Below are 12,844 nucleotides of genomic sequence, written 5' to 3' on the forward strand. Positions count from 1 at the left end.
ACCGAAATCGTAGCCCGCCTGGCGCCATCGGTTCTCTCGCTCACCACGTCTGTGGACCAACAGCCATGCGAGTGGACCGATGTCGAGTGGAATTGCCCCCGTGGTGCTCTGAGGCAATCTCCCATCGCGACACGGTTGCGTCCAGTTCGTCGTTTCTCCGTGGTGGGGCTGCTCCCTGTGACGAGTCCAGCCGTGGTGCGGCGGAGGGCATCGAAAAGCCTCCTGCATCGACGAAGGCCGTCCGTTGTATTGCATGGTCGTGGAGTGTTGCCTCGTGGAGTGTGAGCACGGGTGTGACACAAGCGTTCAGGCCGTCGAAGACCTCGACCCAGGCGTCGCGATCGTGTGTGGCGAAGGTTCTGCCGAAGCGTTCGGACAAGTCGTCCCAGTTCGATTGGTCCCAGCGATTCGGCAACGAGGCGGGATCCAATCCGAGTCCGAACACGAAGCGGTCGTAGTACACGTCTTCGAGGGCCCCTACCGCCATGTACCTGTGGTCTGCGCACTCGTACGCGCGGTAGAACGGGGCAGATCCGTCGAGGAGGTTGGTTCCACGACGGGCTGACCAGCGGCCGGCATGCTGCCACGATCGGACGAGCGCAGTCAACGAACTGGCGCCGTCGACCATCGCTGTATCCACCACCTGGCCTCGGCCAGTGCGTTCTCTTTCGTGCAGCGCGGCAAGTACTCCTACGAGCAGGAACATCGATCCGCCGCCGAAGTTCCCGACGTAGTTCAGCGGCGGTGACGGCGGCCCGGAAGCCGGTCCGAGCTGTTCGAGCGCGCCCGAAAGCGCAAGGTAGTTCAGGTCGTGCCCGGCTTCTCGGGCCATCGGTCCCTTCTGGCCCCAGCCACTCATTCGGCCGTAGATCAGCCCCGGATTGTCCTGCAGGCAGATCTCGGAGCCCAGGCCGAGCTTCTCCATCGTGCCGGGCCGAGAGCCCTCCATCAGGACGTCCGCTCGGCCGATCAGCCTGCGCACCTTGGCGAGATCTTCGGTCTTGGTCAGATCTGCAGTGAGTTCGGTCCGCCCTCGGAGCATCCCCGCATTCGCATCGTCGATGCCGTCATCTGCTCCCATCGAGATGGGGCGCACGATGCGCACGACATCGGCGCCAAGATCTGCCAACATCAGACCGGCGTGCAGTAGCGGCCCTATGGCCTCCATTTCAATGACCCGGATACCCGACAGCGGCCCGCCGTGCACTCCGCCGGTGGCTTCGTCCTGCATGATCACCCTCGCGCGGTCGGAGTCGGGACCGACTCGGAGCGTGCCGGCTCGGTACGAAAATCTGCCGGGTCGACTCGGTAGGTCATGGCCCAGTAGTCGTTGATCCGCCACGGAAGGACCGACACGACGCGACCGTCCGGGTTTCGGTACCAGTTCTCCATTGCCGGATGGGTCCAGACCATCTGTGCGTGCTGTCGGTCGACGGCCTCGTTGTATCGATCGTTGACCTCGGCCCGGCACTCCATCGCGCCGAGGTTTTCCGATTGCATCAACTTCAAGGCATCCATGATGTAGCGGACCTGACATTCCAGGATCGTGATGAAGCTCCCCCCATGTCCCAGGCCGGTGTTCGGTCCGGTCATGACGAAGAAATTGGGGAAGTCAGGAACTGTGATTCCCAGGTAGGCGCGCGCGTCGTGCTCGCCCCAGATTTCTCCGGTGGACCGGCCGGATCGACCGACGATGTCCATCGGGTAAAGAACGCGCACACTGTGGAAACCCGTCGCCATGACAATGACGTCCAGCTGGTGCTCGACGCCGTTCGTGTCGACGAGTCCAGAAGGTGTCAGGGCGTCGACTCCGTGGGGCACCAGTGTGACGTCGGGCTTACGAAGCATCGTGAACCAGCCATTGTCCAGCAGCATTCGCTTACCAAAGGGCGGATAGTCCGGAAGAGATGCCTCGATCAGATCTGTTCGATCACCCAGCTGATCGCGGAGATAGCGTTCGTAGAACTTGCGATGACCATGGTTGGTCGCATTGATCGAGGCGCTCGGCTCTGGCCAGTCGGGGTCGACCTGGAGGGACGAGTACACCTTGTCGTTGAAGATCCACGACAGACGCGCCCGGTACCACTCGCGATAGCCGGGGATGTTGTCCATCAGCCAGTGGACGCCGTCGTCGATGGTCGTGAAGTAGTCGTCGTTCGGTGCGATCCACTGTGGTGAGCGCTGGAAGATCGTCAGCGATCCGACACGATCCGCGATGGCCGGGCCGATCTGCATAGCACTGGCTCCGGTACCGACGATGCCCACTCGCTTTCCGCGGAGCGACTCGGGATCGTCGAGCTCGTTCGGCCACTCGGCGGAGTGGAAGAGGCGACCACGGAAGGTCTCGATTCCCGGTAGATGCGGGATCTTGGGACGATTGAGCAGACCGACCGCGCTGATCAGGATGGGAGCCTCGAGGGTCTCCGGCGCCTCACCTGGTCGCTGGACGGACACACGCCAACTCTGTTTCGACTCCTCGAACTCGGCGCGCGTCACCTCCTGGCGGAAGCGGACATTGCGCCGGATGTCGTTGGCCTCCGCAAAGTCCTCGAGATATCCCTGAACCTCGTCGCGCTTGCCGAAGTGGGTCGACCAGTTACGAGGGAACGACGAGATCGAGTAAAGGTGGCTCGGTGTATCAACTCCGGCGCCCGGATAGCGGTTCTCCCACCATGATCCGCCGACGTCGTCGTTCTTCTCCAGGATCACGTGAGGGATTCCAGCGCGGGTGAGCTCGACGGAGGCCAGCATCCCCGCGATGCCGGCTCCGATCACGATGGCGTGGAGTCGCTCGTCGCACTTGGTGGTGGCAGGCTTGATCTGCGGACCATTGACTATCTCCGCCATCATCGGCGCGAAGTCCGGCGGCACGGTCTCGCTGCAGGTGAAGTTGAGGATTCGCTCGACTTCCGAGCTGTCCAGCGTCCGCCGGGACGGCTCGTCCAGCGTCCACCAGCGTTCCACTGCGTCGATCAACGCGCTCCGGATTTCGGACTGAACGTCCTCCGGAAGTCCTCCCGTGGAGTTGTCATCCATGCCCCGACTGCGCGTGGGTTGATAGCGGGGTGCCACCCACCGCTCATCGGCGGTCAGCTCCAGCAACACGGCGAGCATGGTCGGAACGTTGCCCCGTAACACCGCCGAACGCAGGTGGTCACGGTCCAGGTCAGTGACGATAGTCATGTCATGCAGGCTAACAGCCGTTAGCGACACAACCAAGTGTGATTTCGATATTCCCATTGTTGCTGGGAAACTCTGCTTGACTCGCGTGGATGCCGATGACAGTATGAGCCAAATCATACTAACCGCGGTAAGCATTCAGGAAGTTGAGGAACCATGGATCTGTCGACAAGTGTCGAATCGGATGCCACTGATGTGCGACGGAGTTCAGGTCCGCTTGTCCGATCCCTCACAGCGACCCAGTCGTCACCGCTAGGGCGAGCGACGTTGGGCGACCAGCTACGCCGCCACTCGCAGAGTCGATACTCGAAGCCGGCGATCGTGTCGTATGCCCCAGGTGGTCGACGCACCGTGACCACCTACGGTGCGCTCAATCAGGATGCCAACCGGGCATCCCATATGTTCCTCGGACTCGGTGTTTCCCGCGGTGACCGGGTCGCCGTGATGGCCCGCAATCGCGTGGAGTCGATCGTCGCCTACTACGGTGCTCTCAAAATAGGGGCGGTGTACTCCGGCATCAATGTCCTTTTCGGACCGAACGAAGTGGCTCAACAGATCGGGCACCTCAAGCCCGCGGTTGTGGTCGTGGCCGCGGAATTCCTGCCGGTACTGGAAGAAGCGCTGGCGGGACTCGGTACCCGCCCCGAAATCATTGTTCTCGACAGCACGGACGAGTTCGGCGGCCACTGCTTCGATCAACTCCTCGAGTCCTCGTCGCCGACAGAGCCGGATTGCGATGTCGACGAGCACGATCTCGCAATGATCGTGTACACCAGTGGAACCGAGGCGGCTCCGAAGGGCGTCATGCTGCCGCATCGCAACTACCTGGTCTCCACCGCACCTGCGTACACGTGGGGACTGCGATGCCTGGACGATGACGTCTGGCTCTACGTCATGCCATTCCACACCATTGCCGGAATCGGCTCCCTGACCTCGCTCCTGCTATTGGGAGCGACGCTCGTGCTCCCGGCCAGCCTCGCGCCTGCCGACGCTTTGCACATGATCAAAGCGGAGCAGATCACCGTCCTGGCTCAAACCCCGACGTTCTTCATCTCGCTCGCAGATCATCCTGACTTCGGTCCTGAGACTGTCGGGACCATCCAGCGCTGCCTGACCTATGGAGGTCAGGTCTCGCCGCGAACGGTGGACGCATGGCACCACGCGGCGCCCGCATCGGTGTGGGGCACCTACTGGGGTCAGTCCGAGTTGACGCAGTTGGGCTCCGTCGGCTGGTTCAAGCGACTCGAGGACATTCCCGATCAGGATCCGACCTGGATCGGCAAGCCTGTAGGCCATCTCGAGGTCAAGGTGGTCGATGCCGACGGAAATGAAGCAGAGCGAGGTGAACTCCTCTGTCGCACGCCGTCGGTGATGCTGGGTTACTACAAGGATCCCGAGAAGACCGCCGCTGTCCTCGACGGTGGTTGGGTCCACACCGGCGACATCGTACGTCGCGATTCGGAGGGCAACATGTTCTTCCTCGATCGCAGCAAGGACATGATCAAGACGGGCGGCTACAACGTGTCCTCGCAGGAGGTCGAGCGCGTACTACAAGCCCACCCCGAGGTGTCGCGCGCCGCCGTCGTGGGACTTCCGGACGAATACTGGTCCGAGGCGGTCACAGGCTTCGTCATCGTCATAGACGGCAGCGACCTCACCGGCCAGGAGTTGCGAGACCACTGCAAGACCGTGCTCGCAGGCTATAAGGTTCCAAAGGCGATCAAGATTGTGGATGAGCTGCCCACGGACCCTCAGGGGAAGCTGCTCAAGAGAGAACTACGCCGCCTGTATGCAAAGGACTGAAACGCTGAACATCGATCCTGCCAGCAGCGCGACACCCGGATCCGGTCGACCACGGCTTGAAGGGCTTCCAAGCAGACGTGACGACATACTGGCCGCGGCGGCCGAATACTTCGCTGATCAGGGCTACCACTCGGCAGGCATGCGTGGCATCGCAGATTCGGTGGGAATCAAGGGCGCGAGCCTCTACAACCACTTCACCTCGAAAGAGGAGATCCTCTACGCGATCGCGCTCAAGATGACCCGGGACCCGGTCGAGGAGCATCTACTTGTCCTCGACGAGACTGGAACTCCGGTCGAGCGACTCACCTCGCTGATCGATGTTCATCTGCGGTATTTGGCGATGAACAGGGTCGAGCATCTGGTAAGCCTACGAGAGATCTCGGCGCTTACCGACGAACACCGTATGAGGGTGCTCGAGTACCGCAAGTACTACCAGAGGCGTGTGCGCGATGTGATTGCTGCCGGGGTCCGCGCCGGAGAGTTCGAGATCGCCGACCCACAGCGTGCGGCTGTTGCGGTGCTCGACCTCATGAATGGCGTGAGCTGGTGGCTTCGAGACGACCACGATATCGAGGCGCTGGTGGCAACCTACGTGGATTACATCGTCGTCGGAATTCTCCGTCACCGTCCCGGAACGCAGAGTGGTAACGGCGGTACGCCCAGCTGACGGTTACGCCCGTTCAGCCCGAAAACAGGTGATCCCCCTCCACCCGACGTGGAGGGGGATCACTTGTTTTCGAGCTCGATCAGAGTGCCCGCCGCAACAAAGGAACCAAAGCATCCGGATTCGCGATGGGGTTCGGATTGGTCCCGCACCAGATGTCCTTGAACGTGTACGTAGCCAGACTGGGGAGGTCGTTTTCGGTCAGCCCGACTTCTCCCAGCGATCTCGGCATGCCGAGCCGCCGGATGAGCGAGTCCGCCAACTCGTGTGCGGGCGTTTGCGGCGCACCCAAGGACGCACTGATCAGCGCCTGGCGATGCTCGTTGACTTCGCGGTTGTACTCGAGCGCGAAGGGCGCCATGACGCAGGAGGTGTACCCGTGTGGGACGTTGAACGAACCGCCGAGTGCATGCCCGACGGCATGGCTGACGCCCATGTCGAGGCCTGCGACGATCGCGACCATTGACGACCACGCACCGACCTGGCACATCAGCCGCGCATCCACGTCGTCGGTGTTCTCCTTCACTCGGACGAGTCCTTCGGAGAGCAGTCGTATGGCGTTCATCGCCATCCCGTCGTAGTACCCGTTCGATTCGAGCGAGCCCAGGGTCTCGAAGGCGTGGTCCAGTGCGCGAACCCCGGTCGACAGCCACAGCCACTCCGGAGTGTGCAGCGTGAGTGCAGGATCGAGGATGACAGCCTTCGGGGTCATCGCCGGATGCAAGTAACCCTCTTTGACGTTGCTCGTCTCATCCGTCGACCCGGCCAACGCGTTGAACTCACCTCCCGCCAGGGTCGTGGGCGCCACCACTACCGGGATCTTCGGGGCGGAGAAGGTGGGGGCGGTCACCGATGTGTCGGGATTGACCTGCAGGTGGTAGGCGTCCATTTGCGATGCCTCGCGAACTCCGTGCTCCAGAGTGATTGCAAGGATCTTCGCCAGGTCCGTCGCCGATCCGCCGCCCACGCACAACAGCATGTCCGGATCGGCGTCGGCAGCAACTCGGGTGGCAGCAATGACGTCTTCGCGCGGTACATGAGGTCGAACCGCATCGAACAGTCCCACGAATCGATCACCCAATGCCTCGATCACCCGAGCGATCTCGTCGGTCTGCGAGTTGAGCGTCCCGCTACATACGACGAAGACTCGGTTCGCCCCGAGCAACTCTGCTTCCTGGGCCGCGGCCTCCGCGACCGGAGCGCCAATGCGGACTCTCTCCATGGACGGCAGAGAGACAAGTGATGACTGCACGGCAATACCATCTTTCTTTCTTGATCCTCAATCCACCACGACGTCGTCAAGAGCGCTCAGCTCTCGCTCGGTCTGTTCAGGAGTGGGATAGAGCGTGGATCCGGCGCTGGGAAATGTCTCGCACCCCGTCGCAGGCTAACAGTGGTTACCCTATAGGAGATTTGTGGCGCACGCCACAATCGTTTGTCTTTTTGGCCAGCGGAACCAGAGGGCGAGGTTAGTCCGTGGGCGTCAATACTGACTTGATCTGCAGTTTTTCAGAAATCCTCATGGCTCCCGGCGGCGCGCCGTTGCATCTCCAGTGGAGGGCGAGAATCGGTTACGGTGGATTCGAGCCCCAAAATGTCGAAGTACCTAACAGCCGATTGCCTAATTTCGGGAACAGCTGCGCGATGACGCCTGGGTTGAGTACTGGGGCTGTAGCCATCACTGGCACTCTTGTGACGGACGCCGAATCCAGTGCGCACCCTTCCCTGCACTCAGGTGCATGGTGTCGACGGCGCGACATGCATCGACTTCGCCGTGGAGAAGCGCCTCGACCTTTCCTTGGTCAGAACAGCTGCACTGTGGTGAACAATTATCGCGAGGTATGCCGCGGGTTGATCCAGCTGCAAAGGGACTTGGCATATCGGGGACGAAGGTTTCTTCTTCCGAGATTCACTCCGCCGAAGCTGACCATTGCAGTCGGTCCGGCAAAGTTAGTCGAGACCCTCGGCTTCTGCTGGGGCTTCGAGACTGGGCATACCCACGGTAAATCCGCTGCCGCCAAACGACGCGAACTGTTTCTTCGACTGGATGGACCGTCAGCTAGAGGACATGATTTTCGGGGTTCGATTACGTACGTATCGAAAGGAGGTGCTGCGTTGTCTGCGTGAGCAAGGGGGCACCGAAGAGGAGAGCACGATGATGTTGCGTCACTTCGGTTCTGAGAGCGCGGTGCCACATCGGCAACCACCCTTCTGCTTGCCGCGCCACACTCGCCGGAGGCTCTGGTCGTGTCACTCGCCCTCGATCAATGGATCTTCCAGTTCGAGAAGCGCGACCTCGTCCGGATGCAAGTTTTCGTTCGGATCCACGGATCGGGTCAACCGGTCGTTTGGACCCAATTCGTCTGGCGCCTGGATGATCTGAAGACCTCGTGCCAAGATCTCGACTCGTCCACGGTTCTCGTTGCTCGTGAGATCTGCTGCGAAAGCAGCAGCTACGGCGTCGCGTGCCAGAGCCTCCGCCAGGTCCCAATCATGGATGTAATCCTCGACCGAAAGGTTCGCTTCTCGCCGGCTCAGCGCGGCCGAAGTGCATCCTTGAAAGTAGAGAGCGACCAACTCCTGAGCGCCGTCCCACTCCGCCTCCAGGCCGAGGGCTACCGTGTTCTCCCGCAACGCGGATCGAAGGTCGAGCGCGTCAGCTGCTCTCATCGGGGGTGACGCGCGCACCTTGCTCACGTACTCCTCGAACCCGATCACGGCGACAGTCCCGACGACATCGATTACTGCGGGCCAATTCGGCCCCAGATGGCTGGCGAGGTCGACGTCCGTGATGGTTGTCGACTCGATGTGCCGGACAAGCGAATCGAGCGAACGATCTGCGTCGTCGTAGAGTCCATCTCGTTGCGCCTGACGAAGCCACTCCGCTTCTGCGACTATCGCATCTCCGGGAATCGAACCGGCGTTCTCGAAAGCTTCATCAATGGATAGCTCAGTACCGACAGCGACTTGGGGCCCCCAAGCCGCTCCGTTGACTCGCAAGAGCTGCGCAGCAGTCTGTACCACGTTCGTCAAACGAACCGACGCGTCAGAAGAGCGACGCAACGTAGCTGCATCGGGCCTCGACGGGATGGGTTCACACGCTGGATTGTGCCGTCCACGTTCCGCTTTCGTGATGGTCTCTTCGATATTCGCAGAGGATGGGCGTGCAGCGAAGATCTTCGATACACCGATAGCACCAGCAGTAGCCACAGCGATGATCAATCCCGCTGCAACGAATTTCGCCCTCCGGGTCGGTACCGCATGCATGCTCTTGATTCCCCTTCGGTGTGCCCCGGACGATGCGAGCGAAATATCGGATTCTATCGCGAACGCTATCGGGCGCGTGAGACTTCGGTGTTCGGTCAAGCGCAAGATTGTTGCGGGGATCGGGGCGCCATAGGGAGTAGGTGCCTTGAAAGGGTTGTCAGACGACTCGACGATCGCACAGTCGGGACGGGCGCGCCGGGCTCTCGTCCTTGCTGTATGCAGTCGAAGCCAAGAAATGTCGGGGGACGTAATGGGGGGAGCTGCTGCGGGCCGACGGTGATGTTTTGGTAGCCCCATGGCCACAACGTCGAGTAGATCGTGTTCGGTGCCGATCGAAATCCTTGCGGTCGTCACTCTGATGACCCCAAGCAATTCGGAGTACACCTCCTTTCCTCGTCCTGGCGTCAATGATCGTCCGGATGCACCCGAAACGATCGAACGGCGATGACAAGCCGCGAGGCGATCGCGAAGAGCTCACCGTCACCGCACGACGCATCGAGGACGAGGTATCGGCGGCATGCGGGTCGACGAGCGCAACGGCAGGGGTCATGCGCGAAGGACTGGCCGACTGTAGCGCTCAGCGGGTTCGGACGTAGTCAGGCGCTGACCGGGTCCAGGAGGCCGGCAAGCCGTCCGGCAATCAGTGCTTCGGACTCTGCGACAATACGTTCCACCAATTCGCCCACAGTGGGGACGTCGCGAATCAATCCTTGCACAGTCCCAGCCGTCCAGATGCCAGCCTCCTGGTCGCCGCTGTCGAACACCGCTCTGCCCCGCGCACCGGCAACAAGATGTCGAACGTCTTCGAATTTGCCACCACTGGAGAGAATTTCGACAACTTCTCGGCTGATGCTGTTGCGTGCTACCCGTGCGGTATTGCGTAGTGACCTGAAAATCAGTTCCGTGTCGACCTCCGAGGCAGCGACTATCGCCTGCTTGATGTTGTGGTGAATCGGGGACTCCTCGGTACACATGAACCGAGTGCCCATGTTGATGCCGTCGGCGCCAAGCGCCAGGGCGGCCACCAATCCTCGCGCGTCGGCAAATCCACCGGACGCGATCATGGGAATGCTGATCCGCTCTGCTGCTGCAGCGATGAGGACGAGACCCGGTACGTCGTCTTCCCCTGGATGCCCGGCACATTCGAACCCGTCGATGCTGATGCCGTCGACACCGAGGGCCTGGGCTTTGACCGCGTGGCGGACGCTGGTGCACTTGTGGAGAACCTTGATGCCTGCGCCGTGAAAGTGCGGCAGATGGGGCGCGGGAGACGATCCAGCTGTCTCGACGACTTTCACTCCGCAGTCGATGATCACGTTGCGATACTCATCGTAGGGCGGAGGTGTGATCGTCGGGAGGATTGTGAGGTTGACCCCGAAAGGTTGATCGGTGAGCTCGCGCGTTCGGGATATTTCTCGGGCAAGATCGTCAGGTGTCGGCTGTGTCAGGGCAGTGAGCATGCCGAGCGCGCCGGCGTTTGCAACTGCCGCTACGAGTTCTGCTCTCCCCACCCATTGCATGCCGCCCTGCACGATTGGGTGGCGAACTCCGAATGTCTCGGTAAATGCGGTGGTCAGCACTGGACATCTCCTCGATGGTGCATGGCTATCTGTTTGTCAGTTACGTTGGTGCAAAGTCAATTTCGACCCGAACGGCGCATTCAGCGCGCCGATGTTGTCCACTCGTTCAAGGCCGGAACCTGTGAAAGTTCAGTTCGTGCCATCGGAGGTTCGGCGCGATAGGGCATGGCAGGCGTCAAATACTGTTCGCCATGTTCGTTGGTGCCGGGGATGAAGGTACGGTTCGCAATCACATCGTCGGCGCAAATTACCTGGTCGTAGTCACGCACAACTGCGGCAACCACTCCGGCCGCAGTGAGATGCTCTACCGCTTCCGCGGCGCTACGGTGGCACAGCTGCTTCTCGATCGTGGCGACGAGGTCTGCACGGTTTTCCACGCGCAGAGCGTTGGTGGTGAACCGCGGGTCGTCGGCCAACTCCGGCAGGTCGATTGCCTTGCACAGTTCAATCCAGGCTTGCGGTTGGTAGCCGCTGATCACCAGCTCGCCGTCGACGGCACGAAAGACGTCTGCCGCCGGTGCGACGCTTGGTTGTCCGTTCCCTTTGCGACTCATGGGCTTTCCGGATACCTGCCACTCGATCCAGTTGGCGGTCTGCAAGTGGATTGCGACGTCCAGCAGGGAAACTCGGACGGACGATCCTTTGCCGGTGCGTTCGCGCCGCAGTAGCGCTGCCAGTACCGCTTGAGCGACAACGTAGCTCGTTGCATGATCTATGACCGGTGCGCCCACACGTTGTGGCGGGCTATCCGCCTCACCCGTCACCGACATCAGTCCGCTCTCTGCTTGCGCAGCGATGTCGAGCCCCGCGCGGGTGGCGGACGGGCCTTCCGCCCCGTACCCGCTCACCGAGACGGCGATGATTTCCGGTCGCAGGCGTTGGAGTTCGGTAGAGGAGAATCCCAATCGATCGAGGGTTCCCGGGCGAAGATTGTGCAGCAAGATGTCGCTCGATGCGATCAGATCCCGAGCTCGCTGCAGATCGGCGGAGTCTTTGAGGTCGAGGCAGATTGAACGCTTTCCACGGTTGTACCCGTAGAAGATGCCGCGCGCGTAGTCGGCGTCGATTTGTCGGGCCGGTTCACCACCTGGAGGCTCGAGCTTGATGACCTCGGCGCCGAGATCGGACAACTGCTGCCCGGCGCTGGGTATTGCGATCAGCTGACCGATCTCCACTACTCGGACACCTGCCAACGGCAGGTCTACTTCGTCGGTCATCGAATGATCTCCACATGAGGCGAAGTGACATCCTCAGCGGGCTCCAGGCAGCGCGCCAACAGAATTCCTTCGGTGTGGTTGCAGGGGTTCAGTCGGTTTCTGTCACCTTCTGCTCCCCCGATTCGGATCGTCACCGTTCCATCGTCATTGCGTTCGAAGTGTGCGTCGTTGAGGTTGACGGTGTGGTCGCGGTACTCGAAGGACTCGAACCAGTGGTTGTACAGCATCACTCCGAAGTAGGTGCAGTCCGGGAGAGTGAATGTAATATCCACGGCAGTAGCGTCTTTCAGTGACCACCAGCCGGCAATGTATTGGTTGGAGCTGGTGCCGTAGAAGTCTCCCCACCCTCGCTGCTCCGAGGTCACGCGAATCTCGTTAGGAGACTGACTGAGTGTTTCGATGAGCTGAAGACTGCGTCGAAGGCTCACGTCCATGCCACGCGCAAGTTTCGTCAGGCGCTGGACCAGCCACGCCGTGTCGAGATCGGGGCGTGCACCAGGCGGCGGACCGAGGCGCTCGATGTGGAGAACGGGATCGATCTCCGCGTTACGCGTCTTGTGATACACACGCACTACTACGTCGAAGCAGCGCTCATCCAGCCGAATGCCGCTGCGCCCCTTAAGTTCTTGTGCGACGAAGATCTCGAAGTTGCCGTCCGCGTCACACACCTTGTCGTCGATGACGATGTTGTCGGCGACCCGGTCGATCCCAGACGCGCCGACGCGATTGGCGAGGGCGGCGACGTACGGCACTGTGCCACGGTTACCGTGAATTCGGTACGTTTCTTTGGGGTCGATCATCGCAGTCCAGTAGTCGACGTCGATGCCGTCTCCCCAGAACTTTCGCATCGGTGACATCAGAGTGAAGAGTTCAGGTCGGAGCACGTCTTGGCGTTCGATATTCATTTCGGCGAGGTATCCGAACAGGCGAAGTGCGTGCCGTACACCTTCGGCGCTGTCCAGCGGCGATCCGGTAGCGGCAGCGGTCGAACCGAATGTCGCAAGGCTGTCGGTGACTGCAGACCAAGCCTCGGTGAGCTGCCGGCGATCGTGCTGGGACTCGGATTGTGTTGACTGGTCAGTGAGTTGTGTCATCGTTTCTTCTCTCTCGTGGTAGACGAACTGGATTGTGTA

10 protein-coding genes are annotated in these 12,844 nt (G+C 61.0%); 3 read left to right on the forward strand and 7 right to left on the reverse strand.

What is annotated here, in order from left to right; genetic code table 11:
* Positions 1-40: 40 nt before the first annotated feature.
* Positions 41-1,231 carry a CaiB/BaiF CoA transferase family protein gene (locus ABIE52_RS23215; protein ID WP_042922113.1) on the reverse strand — a complete coding sequence of 397 codons (1,191 nt, stop codon included), beginning with the start codon at positions 1,229-1,231 and terminating at the stop codon, positions 41-43.
* A gap of 2 nt (positions 1,232-1,233) precedes the next feature.
* A complete protein-coding gene (locus tag ABIE52_RS23220) occupies positions 1,234-3,183 on the reverse strand; it encodes a flavin-containing monooxygenase (RefSeq protein ID WP_168798817.1) in 1,950 nt (649 codons plus the stop codon).
* Between the two features lie 153 nt (positions 3,184-3,336).
* On the opposite strand from ABIE52_RS23220, the gene ABIE52_RS23225 reads away from it, so the two are divergent.
* Together ABIE52_RS23225 and ABIE52_RS23230 are read left to right on the forward strand one after the other, a co-directional pair.
* On the forward strand, positions 3,337-4,983 hold the full coding sequence (locus tag ABIE52_RS23225; RefSeq protein ID WP_354541543.1) for a class I adenylate-forming enzyme family protein: 1,647 nt from the start codon (positions 3,337-3,339) through the stop codon (positions 4,981-4,983).
* Positions 4,970-5,650, forward strand: a complete 681-nt coding sequence (locus ABIE52_RS23230) for a TetR/AcrR family transcriptional regulator (RefSeq protein ID WP_007735574.1) — start codon at positions 4,970-4,972, stop codon at positions 5,648-5,650. Before ABIE52_RS23225 ends, ABIE52_RS23230 begins: the two co-directional genes overlap by 14 nt.
* A gap of 79 nt (positions 5,651-5,729) precedes the next feature.
* Here the strand turns inward: ABIE52_RS23230 and ABIE52_RS23235 are convergent, their stop codons facing one another.
* Both ABIE52_RS23235 and ABIE52_RS23240 read right to left on the reverse strand, forming a co-directional pair.
* Positions 5,730-6,899 carry an iron-containing alcohol dehydrogenase gene (locus ABIE52_RS23235; protein ID WP_024487884.1) on the reverse strand — a complete coding sequence of 390 codons (1,170 nt, stop codon included), beginning with the start codon at positions 6,897-6,899 and terminating at the stop codon, positions 5,730-5,732.
* A gap of 998 nt (positions 6,900-7,897) precedes the next feature.
* Positions 7,898-8,914, reverse strand: coding sequence for a hypothetical protein (locus tag ABIE52_RS23240; protein WP_050654928.1), 1,017 nt, complete (start codon positions 8,912-8,914; stop codon positions 7,898-7,900).
* A 419-nt stretch (positions 8,915-9,333) separates the two neighbouring features.
* On the opposite strand from ABIE52_RS23240, the gene ABIE52_RS23245 reads away from it, so the two are divergent.
* Entirely contained in the window at positions 9,334-9,510 is a 177-nt protein-coding gene (locus ABIE52_RS23245) for a hypothetical protein (RefSeq protein ID WP_156511704.1), read from the forward strand.
* On the opposite strand, the gene ABIE52_RS23250 is transcribed toward ABIE52_RS23245, so the two are convergent.
* The 3 genes from ABIE52_RS23250 to ABIE52_RS23260 all read right to left on the reverse strand — a co-directional run bounded on the left by ABIE52_RS23250 (position 9,511) and on the right by ABIE52_RS23260 (position 12,805).
* The gene (locus ABIE52_RS23250) at positions 9,511-10,494 is read right to left on the reverse strand and encodes an NAD(P)H-dependent flavin oxidoreductase (RefSeq protein WP_118605803.1); all 984 of its coding nucleotides are present in this window, start codon (positions 10,492-10,494) and stop codon (positions 9,511-9,513) included.
* A gap of 80 nt (positions 10,495-10,574) precedes the next feature.
* Positions 10,575-11,711 (reverse strand): CaiB/BaiF CoA transferase family protein, encoded by a 1,137-nt coding sequence (locus tag ABIE52_RS23255; RefSeq protein ID WP_136471079.1) that lies wholly within the window; start codon positions 11,709-11,711, stop codon positions 10,575-10,577.
* Entirely contained in the window at positions 11,708-12,805 is a 1,098-nt protein-coding gene (locus tag ABIE52_RS23260) for a hypothetical protein (protein WP_136471077.1), read from the reverse strand. The genes ABIE52_RS23255 and ABIE52_RS23260 overlap by 4 nt, the downstream gene beginning before the upstream one ends.
* Positions 12,806-12,844: the final 39 nt, after the last annotated feature.

It is taken from the genome of Rhodococcus sp. OAS809, from assembly GCF_040546695.1.
Classification (GTDB): domain Bacteria; phylum Actinomycetota; class Actinomycetes; order Mycobacteriales; family Mycobacteriaceae; genus Rhodococcus_F; species Rhodococcus_F qingshengii.

What these genes read in the sequence shown, in the direction of transcription:
- ABIE52_RS23230 (WP_007735574.1), top strand. Translation starts at nt 4,970, where the DNA reads ATGCAAAGGACTGAAACGCTGAACATCGATCCTGCCAGCAGCGCGACA.
- ABIE52_RS23220 (WP_168798817.1), bottom strand. Translation starts at nt 3,183, where the DNA reads ATGACTATCGTCACTGACCTGGACCGTGACCACCTGCGTTCGGCGGTG.
- ABIE52_RS23255 (WP_136471079.1), bottom strand. Translation starts at nt 11,711, where the DNA reads ATGACCGACGAAGTAGACCTGCCGTTGGCAGGTGTCCGAGTAGTGGAG.
- ABIE52_RS23215 (WP_042922113.1), bottom strand. Translation starts at nt 1,231, where the DNA reads ATGCAGGACGAAGCCACCGGCGGAGTGCACGGCGGGCCGCTGTCGGGT.
- ABIE52_RS23245 (WP_156511704.1), top strand. Translation starts at nt 9,334, where the DNA reads ATGCACCCGAAACGATCGAACGGCGATGACAAGCCGCGAGGCGATCGC.
- ABIE52_RS23225 (WP_354541543.1), top strand. Translation starts at nt 3,337, where the DNA reads ATGGATCTGTCGACAAGTGTCGAATCGGATGCCACTGATGTGCGACGG.
- ABIE52_RS23260 (WP_136471077.1), bottom strand. Translation starts at nt 12,805, where the DNA reads ATGACACAACTCACTGACCAGTCAACACAATCCGAGTCCCAGCACGAT.
- ABIE52_RS23240 (WP_050654928.1), bottom strand. Translation starts at nt 8,914, where the DNA reads ATGCATGCGGTACCGACCCGGAGGGCGAAATTCGTTGCAGCGGGATTG.